Annotated in this window: 16 protein-coding genes; 7 read left to right on the forward strand and 9 right to left on the reverse strand. The window is 45.6% G+C overall.

Translation table 11 applies throughout. The features are described 5' to 3' along the window. The first annotated feature begins 273 nt into the window (after positions 1-273). Positions 274-1,230: a methylenetetrahydrofolate reductase [NAD(P)H] gene (gene metF, locus NFI81_RS25250; protein ID WP_234615640.1), complete on the forward strand. Its 957-nt coding sequence runs from the start codon at positions 274-276 to the stop codon at positions 1,228-1,230. 16 nt (positions 1,231-1,246) lie between these two features. Here metF and NFI81_RS25255 read toward each other — a convergent pair whose 3' ends face one another. Beyond that, complete coding sequence (locus NFI81_RS25255) at positions 1,247-1,567, reverse strand: heavy metal-binding domain-containing protein (protein WP_233797065.1); 321 nt, start codon at positions 1,565-1,567, stop codon at positions 1,247-1,249. A gap of 170 nt (positions 1,568-1,737) precedes the next feature. On the opposite strand from NFI81_RS25255, the gene NFI81_RS25260 reads away from it, so the two are divergent. Both NFI81_RS25260 and NFI81_RS25265 read left to right on the forward strand, forming a co-directional pair. After that, positions 1,738-2,310, forward strand: coding sequence for a nitroreductase family protein (locus NFI81_RS25260; protein WP_234615639.1), 573 nt, complete (start codon positions 1,738-1,740; stop codon positions 2,308-2,310). After that, positions 2,220-3,290 carry an ABC transporter ATP-binding protein gene (locus NFI81_RS25265; RefSeq protein WP_234615638.1) on the forward strand — a complete coding sequence of 357 codons (1,071 nt, stop codon included), beginning with the start codon at positions 2,220-2,222 and terminating at the stop codon, positions 3,288-3,290. Before NFI81_RS25260 ends, NFI81_RS25265 begins: the two co-directional genes overlap by 91 nt. 6 nt (positions 3,291-3,296) lie before the next feature. Here NFI81_RS25265 and NFI81_RS25270 read toward each other — a convergent pair whose 3' ends face one another. From NFI81_RS25270 to NFI81_RS25290, 5 genes are all read right to left on the reverse strand, one after another. Beyond that, positions 3,297-5,867 carry a DUF5686 and carboxypeptidase-like regulatory domain-containing protein gene (locus NFI81_RS25270; RefSeq protein WP_234615637.1) on the reverse strand — a complete coding sequence of 857 codons (2,571 nt, stop codon included), beginning with the start codon at positions 5,865-5,867 and terminating at the stop codon, positions 3,297-3,299. Beyond that, positions 5,864-6,457: a SanA/YdcF family protein gene (locus NFI81_RS25275; protein WP_310587669.1), complete on the reverse strand. Its 594-nt coding sequence runs from the start codon at positions 6,455-6,457 to the stop codon at positions 5,864-5,866. The genes NFI81_RS25270 and NFI81_RS25275 overlap by 4 nt, the downstream gene beginning before the upstream one ends. Positions 6,458-6,645: 188 nt before the next feature. Continuing rightward, on the reverse strand, positions 6,646-9,531 hold the full coding sequence (locus NFI81_RS25280; RefSeq protein WP_234615636.1) for a DNA gyrase/topoisomerase IV subunit A: 2,886 nt from the start codon (positions 9,529-9,531) through the stop codon (positions 6,646-6,648). Between the two features lie 169 nt (positions 9,532-9,700). Then, a complete protein-coding gene (locus NFI81_RS25285) occupies positions 9,701-10,354 on the reverse strand; it encodes an NUDIX hydrolase (protein WP_234615635.1) in 654 nt (217 codons plus the stop codon). A 77-nt stretch (positions 10,355-10,431) separates the two neighbouring features. Further along, the gene (locus tag NFI81_RS25290; protein ID WP_234615634.1) at positions 10,432-12,018 is read right to left on the reverse strand and encodes an NAD(P)/FAD-dependent oxidoreductase; all 1,587 of its coding nucleotides are present in this window, start codon (positions 12,016-12,018) and stop codon (positions 10,432-10,434) included. Between the two features lie 108 nt (positions 12,019-12,126). Between NFI81_RS25290 and NFI81_RS25295 the strand changes: the two genes are divergently transcribed. Further along, on the forward strand, positions 12,127-13,047 hold the full coding sequence (locus NFI81_RS25295) for a sugar phosphate isomerase/epimerase family protein (protein ID WP_234615633.1): 921 nt from the start codon (positions 12,127-12,129) through the stop codon (positions 13,045-13,047). Positions 13,048-13,056: 9 nt separating this feature from the next. Here NFI81_RS25295 and NFI81_RS25300 read toward each other — a convergent pair whose 3' ends face one another. Beyond that, positions 13,057-13,476 carry a hypothetical protein gene (locus NFI81_RS25300; RefSeq protein ID WP_234615632.1) on the reverse strand — a complete coding sequence of 140 codons (420 nt, stop codon included), beginning with the start codon at positions 13,474-13,476 and terminating at the stop codon, positions 13,057-13,059. A gap of 109 nt (positions 13,477-13,585) precedes the next feature. On the opposite strand from NFI81_RS25300, the gene NFI81_RS25305 reads away from it, so the two are divergent. The 3 genes from NFI81_RS25305 to NFI81_RS25315 are packed head-to-tail and all read left to right on the forward strand — an operon-like array spanning position 13,586 to position 15,226. After that, positions 13,586-13,843 (forward strand): type II toxin-antitoxin system HicA family toxin, encoded by a 258-nt coding sequence (locus tag NFI81_RS25305; protein WP_234615631.1) that lies wholly within the window; start codon positions 13,586-13,588, stop codon positions 13,841-13,843. Beyond that, complete coding sequence (locus NFI81_RS25310; protein ID WP_234615630.1) at positions 13,836-14,048, forward strand: type II toxin-antitoxin system HicB family antitoxin; 213 nt, start codon at positions 13,836-13,838, stop codon at positions 14,046-14,048. Before NFI81_RS25305 ends, NFI81_RS25310 begins: the two co-directional genes overlap by 8 nt. 14 nt (positions 14,049-14,062) lie before the next feature. Further along, the gene (locus tag NFI81_RS25315; protein ID WP_234615629.1) at positions 14,063-15,226 is read left to right on the forward strand and encodes an acyl-CoA dehydrogenase family protein; all 1,164 of its coding nucleotides are present in this window, start codon (positions 14,063-14,065) and stop codon (positions 15,224-15,226) included. A 6-nt stretch (positions 15,227-15,232) separates the two neighbouring features. Here the strand turns inward: NFI81_RS25315 and NFI81_RS25320 are convergent, their stop codons facing one another. Together NFI81_RS25320 and NFI81_RS25325 are read right to left on the reverse strand one after the other, a co-directional pair. Further along, on the reverse strand, positions 15,233-16,165 hold the full coding sequence (locus tag NFI81_RS25320; protein ID WP_234615628.1) for a sterol desaturase family protein: 933 nt from the start codon (positions 16,163-16,165) through the stop codon (positions 15,233-15,235). A 159-nt stretch (positions 16,166-16,324) separates the two neighbouring features. Continuing rightward, positions 16,325-17,815 carry a helix-turn-helix domain-containing protein gene (locus tag NFI81_RS25325; RefSeq protein WP_234615627.1) on the reverse strand — a complete coding sequence of 497 codons (1,491 nt, stop codon included), beginning with the start codon at positions 17,813-17,815 and terminating at the stop codon, positions 16,325-16,327. Positions 17,816-17,827 lie beyond the last annotated feature (12 nt).

Here is a 17,827-nt window from a genome sequence, read left to right on the forward strand (position 1 = left end):
TCGGATTTTTTGTAGTAAAAAATCTACGCGGTTATAAAAAAACTTTGATAAATTTTGGTAGCATAATGTTTGTTTAATAATTTGGCACAGAATTTTAGTTATTAGTATTCAGTCAAGCAAATTGTTGCCTGGGACTGACGCCCTGTCAGACACCCAATAACATTTTTGACGAACACTGATAGAGGAGGGTTTACGTGGAATGGCCTACTGTTATGCGGTAGGCCATTTTTTTTGTTTATTTGTGTCCTAAATCAGAACACACCACATCGCTTCATGACCAAAGTTACCGAGTTCATTCGTCAGGCAGAAGGTAAAACACTTTTCTCCATTGAGATTATCCCACCATTAAAAGGGCAGAACATCAATGAGTTGCTTAATTCTATCGAGCCTCTGATGGAATTCAAACCTCCTTTTGTCGACGTTACCTATCACCGAGAAGAATTAATTGACAGAGTTGGGCAGGACGGTTTGATCGAACGCATCCCGGTTCGGAAAAGACCGGGCACCGTAGGCATTTGCGCAAGGTTAATGGAGCGCTTTCATGTGGATGCAGTCCCGCACATTATTTGCGGCGGCTTTACAAAAGATGAAACCGAAGACGTGCTGATCGATCTCCATTATCTCGGCATTGACAATGTGCTCGTGTTACGCGGCGATGCTGAAAAGTCGGCAGGTGTTTTCAAAGCCAAGCAGGGCGGACATTCCTATGCTTCGGAATTGGTGAAACAAGTGCATGATATGAACCAGGGAAAGCTGCTGAATGGTGAAACGGAAATGTGGCCGACCAATTTTTGCATCGGCGTCGCGGGTTATCCTGAGAAACATTTTGATGCAACGAGCTTTGACACGGATTATGCCCATTTACGCAAAAAAGTAGAGCTGGGCGCTGATTATATAGTAACCCAGATGTTTTTCGATAACCAAAAGTATTTCCAGTTTGTGGAAAGGTGCCGTGCAGAAGGCATTACTGTGCCTATCATTCCGGGCCTGAAACCTTTGGCTACCAAAAAACAACTCTCAGTGCTTGCACAAATTTTCCACCTCGAATTTCCCGATGAACTCGTTAGCGAAGTTGAGAAATGTGCGACGGATAAAGATGTGCGTAAAGTTGGAATCGAATGGGGGATTCACCAATGCAAAGAATTAATAGCATATGGTGTGCCTGTGCTTCACTTTTATACAATGGGGAAATCGGATAACGTTGCGCAGATCGCCAGAGAAGTTTTCTGATTTGGTTTGCTTCTGATTATTCGAAACAAACTGCCGTTCCGTTCGCGCTGACCATCAGCATCGAACTATTCCCGCCAATGGTTTCCAGGTCAATGTCAACGCCGATTACGGCGTTGGCGCCTAACCTTTGGGCCTGATCCATCATTTCCCGAATCGCAATGCTTTTGGCCTCACGCAGGCCTTGCTCATAAGAGCCGGAGCGACCGCCCACTACATCCCGGATCCCGGCCAGGAAATCTTTGAAAAAGTTGGCGCCGATGATGGCTTCCCCGTTTACCAAACCAATGTACTTGATGATCTTTTTGCCTTCAATGTTCGGAGTAGTAGTAACAAGCATACTGTGTCAGGTTTGATTGAAGTGAAATTATTGAGGCCAATTTAGCGCATTTCACCAAGGAGCCGCCCAAATTAATTGTTTAACGGCAAAGTTGTGCTAGATGTTGGTAAATTTTAGTTACAGATTGCTAGCTTTGTTTTTTTGACAAATCAGAAGTAAATTTTAGTGTAATGGAACAAACAGTAGAGGCAGTAAATCATGTAATCCGTACCAGACGCAGCATTTTTCCGCCCAGTTATATTCAAAAGGACATTCCCGAGGAAGTCCTGCTAACGATTCTTGAAAATGCCAACTATGCCCCAACCCATAAATTAACAGAGCCCTGGCGTTTCGTTGTTTACAAAGGTGAAAGCCTGAACAAGCTTGCCGGGTTTTTCACAGAAAGATATCGCACCGTAACGCCTCCCGAATCGTTTTCGCAGGCAAGATATGACGCGGCAGGCGAAAAAGTGCTTAAATCCAATGTTGTCGTGCTGATCTGCGCAGAATTGCATCCTGACAAGCTTCCGGAATGGGAAGAAACCGCTTCTGTGGCTTGCGCAGTGCAAAATATGTGGCTTACGGCAACTGCTTACGGCATCGGTTCGTATTGGAGCAGCCCGGGTGTGCTGGACCTTTTGGCCCAATTCGCAGGAATTCCTGAAAACCAGAAATGCCTTGGATTGTACTTCATGGGTTACCACGATGCACCGGAAGCGCCGGCACGTCGTACGCCAATGGAAAGCAAGATCACCTGGGCATAGTGGGAAAAGACAAAATTACCCTGCGCGCGCAATCCCTTACAAAAAGCTTTGGTGCAAAACCGGTTCTGGCCAACATTGATTTACAGCTCAATGCGGGAGAATGGCTTGGCATATTAGGCGAAAGCGGGTCGGGTAAAAGCACCTTGCTCCGCATTCTGGGACGTTTTCAGGATGCGGAGGAAGGGAAAGTCTTTTTTAAAGAGCAGGAATTGAAACCCGTAAGCGGCGAGCTCATTCCCGGCCACGAATCCATCAAACTCATTCACCAGGAATTTGAACTTTTCCCTAATCAGACAGTGGAAGAGAACATTGCCTACTCGCTGCGTTTTTATGATGCGGGTTATAGAAAGGAAAAAGTAAACGAACTACTCCTGGTTACCGGTTTGGAATATGTGAAAAACCAGAAAGCCAAGCTTTTGTCGGGAGGCGAAAAACAGCGGACTGCCATCGCCAAAGCATTGGCCGAGCAACCGGACGTTCTGCTCCTCGACGAACCATTTGCGCATTTAGACAACCATAACCGCCGCGTGCTGGCCAGTGCAATAGAAAACATGCGCAGACAGCAAAAGATGTCCTGCGTCTTCGTTACACACGAAGCCGCCGATGCATTGGCCTGGTCGGATCGGATCGCGGTGCTGCGGGAGGGGAAAATTATTCAGATCGGAACGCCGCAGGAGGTTTATAATCAGCCGATAGATAGTTACGTAGCAGAGCTGACGGGCGACATTAACTGGCTTACCGATGATGTGAACGCCAAACAATTTTACATCCGCCCGGAGAAAATCAAACCTACCAAAAATCCTGAAAAAAGCAGGTGGCAGGGCAAAGTGGAAGCAATCCGGTTCCATGGAAACCATTGGGAAATTCGTTGTATCAATGCAAAAAAAGAGAAATTGTCCTTTTACAGAAACCGGATGGATATGGAAGTGGGGCAGTTGGTGCATTTAACTTACGCATCAAAAGACCTCAAACGGATCTGATCCTGCTTACAAGCTGAACCAGAACGAGATCTTCACTGCAAACGGCGTGACATTCGGATTTTTAAGATAGGTAAGCCTGTGCACGAAATCCACCCGCCCGAATTTAAGAATGTTGTCAATTCCGTAACCAAGCTCGATGTAAGGCAAATCTTTCAGCTTATTAAAAACCTGAACCTCATTGCCCGACTCATCCTGCGTTGTAGATAATTCAAGATTTGCATCACTTACGCTTCCGTAAAACAGTTTTCCGGTTGCCAACATCCGCAGTTTGAGTTTTTTGATCGCAGGAATTCTGTTTAATAAAAAACCTTCGAAATTGTGTTCCATACGTAGTGAAACATATCGGTCGCTCATGAATTCAAAGTAACGCATGAGGTTGAATGCATTATCAACATAAAAAAGCGACTCATTTCCGAGCGGCGTATAAAGCAAGGGGTAGGGCAGTGTAGAGGGGATCAGACCGAATGTAACATTATAATAAGTCCTGCCAATGACGCCAAAACGGAAGCTTTGCTTAATGTTGAACGAGAATTTGTTGTAATTAAAATCCCCGCCCAGGAAATTCCTGATTCCCAATGTGTAACGCAATGTAAAAGCCGGCGAGTTTCCGTTGCCCATACTAATACGCTCATTGTCATTTTGGAGAAATGTTTCCTTACTGGCCAGCCGCGTTTCGAGATTTATTTCGGTTATATCAAATGTGCTTTTCACCGGAGACTCAATCCCCGCCTCGGGATTTGTCCGGTAAGTGAAAGGGAATAGCGGCCTGAAATCGCGGTGGCGAATTTGAATGCTGCCCGTCAAACCTTTCACCAGTTCCCTTTTGAAATAGGCGGAAATGTCCTCCTGCCAGTAGGCTCTTCTAAACGTCCCAAATCTGGAAAAAGCCCCAAACAATGTATTTGGCCCTATTGTTTCAGCGGAAAGGCCTAGTCGTTCCAAATCTTTGGAATAGGAAATGCCGCCAACGGTCCAAGGTTTTCGGTCGAAGATATAGTCCATTCCGGCGCCATATTTGAATTCCTTATCCTTGGTTCCATATGCTCCGTAGCCATTGAAAATCCATTTTCTACTGAAACCCGGGTCCGTTTTAAAGCCTAGTCTGACGCGGTGACCTTCAATGTTGTTATTGGCATAAAGAAATAAATACGGGCCGACGTCAATGTTCCATTTGTCGATGCGCTTGTAGCCGTTTACAAAAATGTTGAGGATTTCCGTATAAGTTTTCACGACGGGTAGCACTTTGAGCGAGTCAACCAGTTGAAATGAAAGGAGTTCGGCAGAGCTCAGCGCTTCCGGGCGGCTTTTTTGCCAGAAAGTGGAATCGTGCTGCATGTAATCTTCTTTCAGCTCGATAGCCGTGTCGTAAAATTTGGGATCGCGCGGGTTGTTGATCTTGTATTTTGAATTGGCCGAATAAAACTTCAATAACATTCCCGCGGTTTGCTTCGTGGGTTCATCCACGTCGATCAGCACGCGCGTTTTGGAAGTTACCCATTCATTTTGTTCTTCAAAAAACTCATAGGATTGCTGAATCTTGATCTTTTCAATAAAATTTAAATTCGCGCGCTTACCTACATTCACGTCCATTTGCGTCAACGCGTACGTGTCGCCGTCCACCCAGAATGAACCCGTAAATGCCAGATCCTGCTCGTGTTTTGGCTCAAAATCAATTTGATAATCGTATTTGTCCCCGTTTTTTACACTGTCGGACAGATAGTATTCGTAGTAAACTTTCCAGCTGTCTGCAATGGGAGAAACAAAGTCTTTGTCTAAGATATTCAGCCAGTTATTGTAAAAATTATACTGCTGAAACGAAGATCCGATCACCTGGGAAACGAGACTCCCGTCCGTCAAACCAACGCCTGAAACTTTTGTCTTGTTAATGATCTCCTTCTTTTTCTTTGGATTGCGTCGGTAATAAACGTCTGATACAGACTCGGATATGAAGATCGGAATGATCGTTTCGCCATTTTCGCCTTTGACTTCATCGTATTTATCAACGATATGCGTCATTTTTTTGACAGACTTCCTGTTCCTGAATTTATCGGAAAGGTTATCAATGTCAATCTGGATCTTGTTATAGCTCTCGTATTCGTAGGCGTCAAGTTCATCTGTATTGTTTTTATTCTTTCCGGCCACGATCTTGCGCATGATCGCATAAGCCGGATTTTCGCCCGCAAAGATTTTCACTTCTCTCAATTGCAACGTTCCCGGGGAAAGTTGTATGTCAATGGTTTGCTCGGCTACATCGGGTTTGATGGGCTTGCTTTTGCTCTCATAACCTACATAAGTAACCAGGATAGAGTCTGCGGGTGGGGTAAATGTTATCTGGTAAAATCCGTCGAAGTTGGTTGTGGCGCCTGATAATGAAGCTTTTATCCCAACATTGGCAAAGGGAATGGCATCCCCTGTCGACGCATCTGTGATTTTCCCTTTAATTGTGTAGGTGGTCTGCGAAAAAGACTTGCTGCCGGCAACCAGCACAATGAAGACGAAGTATAATAATGTCCTTTTCAAGCCGGATTTCTGAATCGATGCGTGTGGCAGATTTTTTCCCTCATTCCCATTTCTCATTTTTTTCTGATCTCATTATTTGAGGTAACATCTGCCGCCGGACGCAGAATATGCACATCCAAAACAGCCTTCGGTCGCGCCAGATATTCGCGGACTAATGTGCGTAGTGAATAACCGTCCGGCACATCCTGCGCTGCAAAGGATATGGCATTAATCCCCTCATTGTGTGCTATATATAGTGCTCTTGCATTATGGAAATTCTGCGAAATAATGGTAAAGTTGTCCTGATTAAAAACTTCTTTGCAACGGATAATGGAATCAAAGGTCCTGAACCCGGCATAATCCAGCGTCATCACATTTTCGGGAATCCCAAGATTCAGTAACGCTCTTTGCATATCAAGCGGTTCATTATAGTATTGTGAATCATTATTTCCGCTTAAAATTACATATTTGATCTTGCCTTCTTTAAAGAGCCTGGCCGTCGCTTCCATCCGGTATTTAAAAAAAAGATTTTCCTTTCCTTTTTCCGAATTTCTGCTGGTGCCCAAAACCAGCGCAACATCATTCGATGGCAGGTTTTCGATTGAAAAGTAATTATACTGCCTTGTACAATAGACAACCCAAAGGTTACAAAGCAAGATAAAAACCATGCACGCGAACATTAGGAGTAATATGGTTTTAATCAATCTTTTCACCAGTATACTTGAAGTTGTCTTCTAAATGTATCAACTCTTTGTAATATTCCGGTCTTTCGTACGCAATGTTGTACTTCTTAACCGTACGCAGTCAGCAGCGTTTTGTTGCTGATATTGGTTTTTTATTTCTCTGGATATCTCATTTAAAAAAGGCCGAGCTGGTTTTTCTGATCTTTCCCTTTTTTTGGTTCTTTCTTTGACTTTACTTCTGGTTTTGGGTCCTCTTCACTTGTTTCCGGCTCATCGGCGTCAGCGGGGTTGCCCTCTTTCGGAGCGCTTTCGCTGGTCTCTCCGGACTGAAGTCCGGGGGTAGGAAATGGTGCGTCCTTTGGACTCTTTTGCTGGGTGTTGGATTCGGTTGCTGGGTCTTCGTTTTCTTCCGCGTCTGCAATCTCTCCATCCACAGCGTCTCCATCCACAGTCTCGCCGTCCATAACTTCACCATCCACCATGTCGCCGTCCGTAACTTCTCCATCCCCAACATCTTCATCAGCAACTTCTGCTAATGTTACAACGTCATCCTCAGGCTCCGGCAGCGGTTCCAGCCAGCGTACATCCTTGAATTTATCAGTAGGGAGCTTGTTTCCCATCGCCCGCCACCCGCGTACATCGACCATTTCTTCAATCAGATATTCTTCTTTTGATTGTTCTTTGGTGGCAGTTTTTGGTAAAACAACTTCGAGTCTCGGACGCTTATCTGTGCTGGCCAGCAGTAACTTACTGTTTTTAGCATCGCTGATGAACAGGAATTTTTTGTCCCGCGTGGAAGTCTCAATGTTGAAGCGTTTGATAAAATGATTCTTCTGACCACCGTCGTAATAAAGCGCTGTTATCGCCATTTTTGGATCAAACTTCTTGACAAGCAGTACTTCATTGGACACATAATGATTGGTAAGGTCAAAATTCGTGAGCTCATAAGAACCCTCTTTGTAAATGACCAGAATGCTGTCGGAAGGACCGAAATTGCCCAGATATTCGCCTCTTTCGTCCCGGTTCAAACGTCCTATGATCGGGTCAAACCACATATCCACGCCGCCTAAGGTGGAGCGCCCGGCTTGTTTTAATATAATTTTCCTGACCGGATATTTGGTCAGAATGTTACCCATCGCACTGCGGTTCTTGATCAGCAGATCGGCGAAATTGAAGTCGAACTGCTTCACTTTTGCCTTGCTTTGCGCCGAAAGGCTTACTGCAATGATCTCAGCTTCACCATTTTCATTGGCGGTGAAGTAAGTGATTTTTGATTTGGGTGTTCCCTGTGTAAGCTCGTACTCGCGGTCTCGGGTTACGGCGGTAATCTGGCATCTTTTGATGTACGAAACGCCCGTTTTACCATCGACGTAAACGAGGTTATAAACCATGCGTTCATCGTTTTTAACAAAAACCGCACAGTGAATAATGTCTTTGCCAACAAAAACCTTTTCCTGAATTTTAGTTACCAAACATTTTCCGTCGGATTTGAAAACAATAATGTCGTCAATGTCCGAGCAGTCTGTTACGAATTCATCCTTTTTGAGTCCATAACCAATAAATCCTTCTGCTCGGTTTACATAGAGCTTCTGGTTATTGGCCGCCACAATGTTCGCAGAGATTTGATTGAATGCGCGGATCTCGGTTTTGCGACCACGGCCTTTGCCATATTTTTTGAGCAAATCCTTGTAATACTCAATAGCAAAACGCGTGATATGCACCAGGTTATCTTCGGTTTCAGCCAATTCTTCCTGCCACTTTTTCATTAACTCGTCAGCCTTGTAACCATCGTATTTTGAAATACGCTTGATCTTGATTTCGGTCAGCTCAACAATGTCGTCGTCCGTAATTTCGCGGTAGAATTGCGGCTTATAGGGTTCAAGCCCTTTATCAATGGTCCGGATTACGGCCTCAAAAGTTTCGCATTCCTCAATGTCGCGGTAAATGCGGTTTTCAATGAATATTTTTTCCAAAGAGCCATAAAGGATCTTTTCCAGCAATGCCAACCGCTTGATTTCAAGCTCGCGTTGCAGCAAATGAACCGTCTGGCCTGTGTTGTATTTTAAAATCTCGGTTACCCCGACAAAATGCGGCTTGTCGGCAATGATGATACAGGCATTGGGCGAAATGGAAACCTCACATTCGGTGAATGCATAAAGCGCGTCCATTGTAATATCAGGCGAAACACCCGGCGCCAGATGCACCTGGATTTCAACCTCCGCAGCCGTGTTATCCACCACTTTGCGGATCTTGATTTTCCCCGTATCATTGGCCTTAATGATGGAATCAATAATGGAAGTGGTCGTTGTCCCGAACGGAATGTCACGGATGACGAGCATTTTTTTGTCCTCTTCCTCGATCCGCGCGCGAACCCTCACTTTTCCGCCCCGGTGACCGTCATTATAATTGGAAATGTCAATTTGCCCGCCCGTCAGGAAATCAGGATAAACGATCACGTCCTTCCCCTGCAGAATGTTGATTGAAGCTTCAATCAGCTCGCAGAAATTATGCGGGAGGATTTTGGTAGACAAGCCCACCGCAATTCCCTCAACACCGAGTGAGAGCAGGAGAGGAAATTTTACCGGCAATGTTACCGGCTCGCGCTTACGTCCGTCATAGGAAAGTTGCCACTCGGTTGTATCGTCATTAAAAACAATTTCTTTGGCAAAGCGCGACAAACGTACTTCTATATAACGCGCCGCCGCAGCGCCGTCGCCCGTGCGGATGTCACCCCAGTTTCCCTGGGTGTCAAAAAGCAATTCTTTCTGGCCAATGTTTACAATAGCGTCGTAAATGGAAGCATCTCCGTGCGGGTGATATTGCATGGAAGAACCCACAACATTGGCAACTTTGTTGAAACGGCCGTCGTCCATCTCGTTCAAAGCATGCATAATGCGCCTTTGAACGGGTTTTAGGCCATCTTCAACAGCTGGAACCGCTCGTTCCAGAATTACATAAGATGCATAATCAAGAAACCAACTTTCATATAGTCCCGAAATGGGCAGTTTATCGTGCAATCCGCTATCTTCTACGTCAGGCGTAGCTCCGTTTTCGTCCATAAATGAAGGAGGAACCAGGTTTTAAGTACTCAGTAAATTTTTGTAAGGTAATAATTACCAGCCGGTTTGCGATGCATCGCCATCCCATTCCAAAAGGACGGAACAGGGCAGACTATACCGGAAGATCTATTTGAATTACCTGCTAATATAGCAAATAAAGCGTGAATTTCTAGCTTTCAAGGTCTCCTTCGGGTGCGTTCAGGACGGTCAGAAGTTCGCTGATCATCATGGCTGTTGCGCCCCATATTTTGTATCCCTGTACCGTGTAATGCGGCGCATGGACCTGTTCGCCACGGACTTGTATGTCACTGGAACCGATAATTTCAATATCAGAAATTTCTTCTAATTTGATCTCAAAAATATCTTCCACCTCGCGCGGGTCGGGGTAAAAGTCGGGACGGTAAGGCATCGTTGCGATGACGGGTAATACGTAGAAATTGCTCGCGGGGATGAATAATTCGGTTAAGATGCCCAATATTTTAACGTCATTCAGCCGAAGACCGATTTCCTCCTGCGCTTCGCGCAATGCTGTGCGGATGAGGTTTTCATCAGTAAGCTCAAAGCGTCCGCCAGGGAAAGCAACTTGGCCGGAATGCACGCCGTCGTAGGCCGGGCGAAGGATTAATGGGAAATAGATTTCGTTTTTGTAAGGATAAAATAAAACCAAAACGGCACTTTTACGGGTGCGGGCGTTGGGCTTGAATGTCAGTCGGAGTTTTGTGGAAGCCTGCATGATCCGGTGCGCTGATTCCCCGGGCAGCGGATATTTCAGTTTTTGTGTGAGTGCATCAATAAATAAGGAAAAAGATCCCAAAGTGGCCATAGAGGCAGATTGTTGAGTAAGGTGTCTATCCAAACGTCATTTCTGCAAATATAAGAATACAACGATGGATACGGAAGTTATTGGATTTTCTTGTTGGCGTATAATTTTGCTAGTTGGGCGGCGCATCGTTCGCCGTCCATGGCGGCGGACATGATGCCTCCGGCGTAACCGGCGCCTTCGCCGCAAGGGAACAGGCCTTTCAATTCCGGATGCTCGCAGGTTTCGATTTCTCGCGGGATTCTGACCGGCGATGAGGTCCGGCTTTCAACGCCGATCAATTGTGCGTCGCTAGAAAGATAACCCCTCATTTTTTGTCCAAAATCAGAAAGCGCTTCGCTTAATGGGAAGGCGATCTCTGCTGGCAGCACTTCCCGCAGGTCAACCGATTGCAACCCGGGCTGATAAGACGTTTCGCGAAGCTGTGAAGAAACTTTTCCTTTCACAAAATCCAATGCAAGCTGCGCAGGTGCAGTTTGCGTTGCACCGGCAAACTGACAAGCTGCTTGTTCAATTTCTTTTTGATACTGCAACCCAGCCAATGCGCCGAATTCCTTGTAAGGCAAAAGATCATGCTCCTCAATGGAAACCACGATGCCGGAATTAGCGTAAGGCGAGTCGCGGCGCGAGGGGGACATGCCGTTCACGACCACTTCGCCGGAAGCCGTCGCGGCAGGCACAATGAATCCGCCCGGACACATGCAAAACGAGAAAACACCACGTTGAACGCCTTTGTAGCGTGTTTGGGTGACCAAACTATATGAAGCAGCGGGCAAATATGGCCCGCGGTCGTTTTCGCAATGATACTGGATCTTGTCAATGGTGTTTTGCGGGTGCTCAATACGCACGCCCATTGCGAATGATTTGCTCTCGATTAAGATTTTTTTCGCATCCAGCAACTCGTAAATATCCCGCGCCGAATGTCCCGTTGCCAGGATTACACCAATGCCCAAATGTTCCTTATTAGCATCGGTAATGACGCCTTTCAGCACATTTTGATCCATGATAAAGTCCGTGACTTTGGTGTCAAAGTGAATTTCGCCACCTGCTTTCAAAATGCTTTCGCGCATTTCGGAAACTACAACGGGGAGCTTGTTGGTACCAATGTGCGGGTGCGTATCGATCAGGATTTGCTCGCTGGCGCCGTGGCCGACAAATATTTCCAGCACGCGCCGGATGTCGCCGCGCTTGTTGGAGCGCGTGTATAGTTTTCCATCCGAATAAGTCCCTGCGCCGCCTTCGCCGAAGCAGTAATTGGACTCAGGATTGACAATGTGGTCTTTGTTAATTGCAGCCAGATCACGGCGTCGGGCACGAACATCTTTTCCTCTTTCAAAAATCACCGGCTTAATGCCCAGCTCAATCAACCGCAATGCCGCGAACATGCCGGCCGGGCCGCAACCAATGATCAGGGCCTGCGGTTTTTTGCTTACGTCCGGATAATCCTGCTGAAATCCAATGAGCGAGGGCGGCGTTTCGTTGACATAAACTTCTGCCTGCACATTTACTTTAACCTGTCGGCTCCGGGCGTCGATGGATTGGCGGGTTTTGCGGATAATGGGCGTGTCGGTCGTGCGCAGCCGCAATTTTTTAATGATATGCTGACGAAAATTCTCGTCGTCCAGCGCGATTTCGGGCGCCAGGGTAAGTTGAAGCGTTTGATGCATTGGGAAAGGGATTTATCCTTTAATGCTGCAAAGGTAAGGAAGACGGTAATATTCTCCCGTTTTCAGCTTTGATTAAAATTACCTGAACTCGCTAACCAGCTTTGCGTCATGACTATGGATCGGAGAACATTTATCAATTCGCTGGCTGTTTCGGCCGGGACCGCTTTTTTACCCGAAACCGAAGCCATAGCACCCACTTTTCCCATTTCCTGCAACCAATATTCATGGATTACTTTCTATGCCCGGGAAGGGAAAGACTGGGGCGCGAACCTGGATGCGTCGCTGAAAGATTTTGCTTCAACGGGCCTGAAAGCATATGAACCGGCATTTACAGATGCCAGCGAAGTTGGAAAGTTATTACCTGTTTTAAAAAAATATCAGCTCGTTATGCCGTCGGTTTACGTGAACAGCTCGCTGCACAAAGCCGAAGAAGCCACAAAATCCATTGAATCGGTTCTGGCGATCGCGGACGCATTGAAACCGGCTGATACAAAGATCATTGTGACCAATCCCAATCCGCTGCAATGGGGTGGCTCTGAAAATAAGAATGATGGTGAACTGGCAGAACAAGCAAAAAACCTCGACAAACTGGGAGCGGAATTGAAAAAACGCGGCATGACGCTTGCTTACCACACGCATGATGTGGAGCTGCGTGCGGCAGCGCGGGAATTTCACCATATGCTGCTCGCCACGGACCCTAAAAACGTTTCACTTTGTTTGGATGTGCATTGGGTTTACCGGGGTTCGGGCAATTCGCAGATTGCGCTTTTTGATATTGTTAAATTATATGGAAAGCGGATCGTAGAGCTGCATTTGCGGCAATCCAAAGACGGAATTTGGCAGGAAGCATTTAGTGATGGCGACATTGATTACCGCCGCCTCGTTACAACATTAAAAGGACTAAATGTCACGCCGCATCTTGTTTTGGAACAATGTCTGGAAAAAACATCGCCTAAGACAATGGACGCTGTTGAAGCACACAAAAAGGATTTAGTGTATAGCAGGGAAATTTTTAAGGATTGGTTGTAGTAATGCCCATTATTTTATGGCTACAAACTTCCCTGCGCAGCTTTCGTCACAGCCAAAACCCAGCGTGACGGATGTAGGCGTGAGATCATTGTAAGTCCAGTTATGAGTGGGATAGGCGCTACTCGCAGGCGCGCCGCTGAGTTCTATCTTTTTGTCGCTGAGGATTTTATATTTGGTATAGGAATTGATGGATGAATAAAGCGCTCCCTTGGTTTCTTTAAAATCGCCATTAGCTTTAAATTCTACGACACTGGATTCTCCTTCTGAGGCTTTCTGAAACTCGCCGCTTCCATCGCCTGGGTCGTATAAAAACTCCACCATTTTCCATTTGCCGACGAGACCATTGTTTTCTGCGTAAACGTCATCGTCTTTGCAGGAAAACATGCTGACAAACAGGAGTGTAACACATATAGGATAGCGTAATTTCATGGCTTTTGAGTATTAAGGTTTCCATTTATTCAGACGCTTTTTCTATAACATTGGTTGTAACTGTTGTTATATTGTGCACAGAATCACCACACTATAACTAAATCAGAACATGGGAAAATTTGATAAGCTGATTTTAAAGTTGCTTTCCGGATCTGCTGATAGCAATTTTAGTTTTGATGACCTAAGATTAGTTTTAATAAACCTGGGTTTTACAGAAAAAACGACAGGAGGAAGCCACAGAATTTTTTATAAGGAAAATATTGCGGAAATTGTAAATATTCAACCTGATGGTAATAAGGCTAAATCATATCAAGTGAAACAGGTGAGAGGGATTATTTTGAAATACAAACTTGTAAGTTATGAATAGCAAATACGAGTTAATTATGTATTGGAGCGAAGAGGATAAAACATTTGTTGTGGAAGTTCCGGAATTGCCGGGCTGCATGGCAGATGGCCCTACCCAAAATGAGGCGTTACTGAATGCACAAATTGTGGTCGATCAATGGATTGAGACTGCCAAAGCGCTGGGAAGAGAAATTCCAAAACCCAAAGGTAAGTTGATGTATGCTTGATCGACTTTATCTCTATGCCAACCCCAGATTTCTTCAACATCTATGATCTGCTAACTACTGAGCAGCAACTGATTGCAAGTACTGTCAAAGACTTTTCGGACAGGGAGATTAAACCAATCATTGAGGACTATGCCCAGAAGGCAGAATTTCCGTTGCATTTAATCAAAAAGTTCGGTGAAATTGGTGTTTTTGGCGCGACAATTCCTGTTGAATATGGCGGTGGCGGTTTGGATTATATCAGTTATGGCTTAATGTGCCAGGAAATTGAAAGAGGCGATTCTGGTATGCGCTCGACCATTTCGGTGCAAAGTTCGCTGGTCATGTGGCCGATTTTTGCATTTGGATCCGAAGAACAAAAACGTAAATATCTTCCCGGCCTGGCCAGCGGTGAAATGATTGGCTGCTTTGGATTAACCGAGCCGGACCATGGTTCCAACCCAGCCGGCATGCAGACCAGAATATCAAAAACGGAAAAAGGCTATCTGCTCAACGGTTCCAAAATTTGGATTTCCAATGCTCCGTTTGCCGATATAGCAATCGTTTGGGCAAGGGACGAAGATGGGAAAGTGCGCGGGCTGATTGCGGAGCGCGGCATGGAAGGGTTTTCAACACCGGAAATTCATCACAAATGGTCGTTAAGGGCGAGTGCGACCGGGGAACTGGTTTTTGATAATGTATTAATTCCGGAAGAGAATATTTTACCCAATGCATCCGGGCTGAAAGCGCCGCTGCAATGTCTGGATAAAGCGCGCTATGGCATTTCCTGGGGCGTCATCGGTGCTGCTATGGACTGTTATGAAACCGCTGTTCAATACGCAGCGGAACGTATTCAGTTTGATAAACCCATTGCGGCTTTTCAATTGACACAAAAGAAGTTGGCAGAAATGCTGACCGAAATCACCAAAGCGCAGCTGCTGGCGTGGCGGTTAGGCACATTAATGAACAACGGAAAAGCTACAACCACGCAAATCTCGATGGCCAAGCGTAACAATGTGGCTATGGCGCTGAATACTGCCAGAGAATGTCGTCAAATCCTCGGTGCCATGGGCATCTCAGGAGAGTATCCGATCATGCGGCACATGATGAACCTGGAATCCGTGATCACTTACGAGGGCACGCACGACATTCATTTGTTGATCCTGGGTGCAGAAATTACCGGAATTCAGGCTTTTAAATGAGCGACTTTACTTGTTGTACAGGCTTTTGATTGCTCCCTCCTGATTAATCTTCTGCAAATCTTTCGTAGTCATTCTGGATCCGTCCGGGGACCAGCCTGGCGCTTTGATCAGATAATTGAGCTTGGTACGGAGGTCTGTTTTTTGCTTAAAATCCTTTCCTATTTCCTTCCACTCGTGCAATACGGTGTTTGCCAGCGTTGCGTTTTCAATGGGTTTGGTCAGTCCGTAAACGGGCGGAACGGTTTCCAATTCTTCCTGAAATGTGTCAAAAATGCGGTCCCAGATGATCAGGCACATGCCCATGTTTTTGTCCAGATACTGCACATTGCTGGCGTGGTGAACACGGTGATGAGAAGGGGTTACGAAAATATATTCAAGCCAGCCCAGTTTGCCCACGTATTCCGTGTGCACAATGATGCCGTAAATTTGCGTGAGCGAGTACATAATGATAATATCCGCAGGACTAAACCCAACAAGCGCCAGTGGGATAAAATAAAAAAAACGATAGAGCGGCTGGAAAACGGAAGAACGGAAACCGGTCGTCAGATTGAAATGCTCGGAAGAATGGTGCGTGACGTGCACAGCCCAGAATAACCTGCTGTGGTGATCCACATAATGCAAAGTGTAAAACGCGAGGTCTTCCAAAAGGAACAGGCTGAACCAGTAAAAAAATGGGTTACTAACGGCCGCTTTAAAGCCCATATTATAGAACCAGATCAGCACACCTACATATGCAGTTCTGAATAAAAGGTCGATGCCGCCGTTCAGGAGCATTAGCAGCGCATTGGTAAAGCTGTCTTTGAAAGTGTAGGAAGCGCGTGGACTATGATGTTCGTGCGAGGGCCGGTAAGTCAGGAAAATTTCGACGCAGATCAGCAACAGATAAAACGGAGTAGAGACTTTTAAAAGAAAATCCTCAAACTCATATGTGCCAGGCATAATAGAGGTGTCAAGTATTTAACAAAGATAGTTGGGAAGGTGATGGTACGATTTACGAAAATAAATTCTAAGAAATTTTTAATCCAACTTTAATCGGATTCGCACGGCCTTCCTTTGTATCAGACATCTAACTGACGTAATGCCCCTATTCCTGAGACTTCAATTGATCATTCTTTTCAAAGCTTTTCTCAATTCTTCGTTTTTGTGCCGTTTTTGCAGGATGGTAGGAGCGGCGATCCTTTCCCGGCAGTCAAACAGCGAGCAGCGTTCGCAGGTTTGGTTTACTTCTCTGGCCACTAAAAACGGATCATCCAGAAATTGCAGTTTTTCCCGTGTAGGCGCATCCAGGTAAATGCCCATCGAAACGCTCACGTTCAGGCCAGGAGTAGGGGACATGGGCAAAGCAAAGCTGATCACCAGATATTCATCACGCGTGTCCAGGTAAGTGGATTTCTGCGCCTTACAAAGAATTCCAGGCTGTTCTTTACGCCTGATAATATCACCCAGATCGTTCAGAATAGTTAATGCGACCCAGCGGCGGCAATAATGTTCGTCTTTCACGGTGTGCGGATAATGCTTCCGGGAAATGTGCATTTCCTTGGTCATATCAAAGATATTCTGGCCGACGAAATTATTGAAACGGGAGAAAAAGATCTGGTTAATGCCGAAGTAGCGCGGCAAAATGTTGCTTAACCTGTAACAGAACGATTCCGGCGTTGTATTAAACCTGTGGATGAGGTCAATGAGTTGCTGCGGCTTCCACATTTTTTGTTCAAAAACCGCAGCGACTGCGGGCACAAGCAAGCTTCTCTTAATGATAATCGCACTCGAAAAATAGGACGCTTTGAAGTTGTTGAGCAACTGTTCGAACGATTCGGCTTCCACCAAAGCGGTGGTATGCAACCTGTTTTTCAGACCTAAATATAAATAACCAATCTCCCGCCCAAAAATAAATGCCCGCTGCACCGACGAAAGGTGATTATTCATGAGCAAACGATTCCCATTTGGATTGGTAATCGTTAACGAACGAACACTGGAAAATTCCGGATTGGCCTTTTCATTGATATTTTCAATGGAATAATTAAAGCGGGATCTCAGGATTTCAGCCAGATCTTTTTCATTCAGGATCTGATTTTCTTCAACATTGTTTTCGATCAAAAAACGCTCTGCTTCGAGTTCAATGTCCTCAAAATAATTGTCGTGCATTTCCTGGTACGTACGCAATGCCGAGAAATAGAACTTCTCAATCGACATATTGTAGTTCCGTGCAATTTCGATTAATGTTCCTACAAATGCGCTGATCTTGGCCGGTGCGTCGGAAAGGATTTCGAGCAGGTTGGCAGGATCTATTCCAAAAAGTTCAAGCGGGAGTTCTGTGAGCACATTGGAGCTCAGCAGATCCGAGATGGGTTCGAGCCGTTTTGTGAGTTTGAGTGAAACGAGCGTATCGTAATCTACATCCATGGCCGAGGCCAGGGCAATGATCTTGTCGGATTTCGGATATTTTTTACCTTTCTCAATTTCGTTGATGTACGAAATCGACAACCCCGATTTCTGAGAAAGTTCGCTGAGTGACATTCCTTTGTCCAGTCGCAGCTGTTTGAGCTTCAACCCGAAAACCAACCTTACATTATCTGTATTTATTGCCACTGCGCTGTTTTA

Source organism: Dyadobacter fanqingshengii, from assembly GCF_023822005.2.
GTDB classification, from domain to species: domain Bacteria; phylum Bacteroidota; class Bacteroidia; order Cytophagales; family Spirosomataceae; genus Dyadobacter; species Dyadobacter fanqingshengii.

Coding starts and splice junctions, on each gene's coding strand:
- metF (WP_234615640.1), top strand. CDS start 274: ATGACCAAAGTTACCGAGTTCATTCGTCAGGCAGAAGGTAAAACACTT.
- NFI81_RS25255 (WP_233797065.1), bottom strand. CDS start 1,567: ATGCTTGTTACTACTACTCCGAACATTGAAGGCAAAAAGATCATCAAG.
- NFI81_RS25260 (WP_234615639.1), top strand. CDS start 1,738: ATGGAACAAACAGTAGAGGCAGTAAATCATGTAATCCGTACCAGACGC.
- NFI81_RS25265 (WP_234615638.1), top strand. CDS start 2,220: ATGCCTTGGATTGTACTTCATGGGTTACCACGATGCACCGGAAGCGCC.
- NFI81_RS25270 (WP_234615637.1), bottom strand. CDS start 5,867: ATGAGAAATGGGAATGAGGGAAAAAATCTGCCACACGCATCGATTCAG.
- NFI81_RS25275 (WP_310587669.1), bottom strand. CDS start 6,457: ATGGTTTTTATCTTGCTTTGTAACCTTTGGGTTGTCTATTGTACAAGG.
- NFI81_RS25280 (WP_234615636.1), bottom strand. CDS start 9,531: ATGGACGAAAACGGAGCTACGCCTGACGTAGAAGATAGCGGATTGCAC.
- NFI81_RS25285 (WP_234615635.1), bottom strand. CDS start 10,354: ATGGCCACTTTGGGATCTTTTTCCTTATTTATTGATGCACTCACACAA.
- NFI81_RS25290 (WP_234615634.1), bottom strand. CDS start 12,018: ATGCATCAAACGCTTCAACTTACCCTGGCGCCCGAAATCGCGCTGGAC.
- NFI81_RS25295 (WP_234615633.1), top strand. CDS start 12,127: ATGACTATGGATCGGAGAACATTTATCAATTCGCTGGCTGTTTCGGCC.
- NFI81_RS25300 (WP_234615632.1), bottom strand. CDS start 13,476: ATGAAATTACGCTATCCTATATGTGTTACACTCCTGTTTGTCAGCATG.
- NFI81_RS25305 (WP_234615631.1), top strand. CDS start 13,586: ATGGGAAAATTTGATAAGCTGATTTTAAAGTTGCTTTCCGGATCTGCT.
- NFI81_RS25310 (WP_234615630.1), top strand. CDS start 13,836: ATGAATAGCAAATACGAGTTAATTATGTATTGGAGCGAAGAGGATAAA.
- NFI81_RS25315 (WP_234615629.1), top strand. CDS start 14,063: ATGCCAACCCCAGATTTCTTCAACATCTATGATCTGCTAACTACTGAG.
- NFI81_RS25320 (WP_234615628.1), bottom strand. CDS start 16,165: ATGCCTGGCACATATGAGTTTGAGGATTTTCTTTTAAAAGTCTCTACT.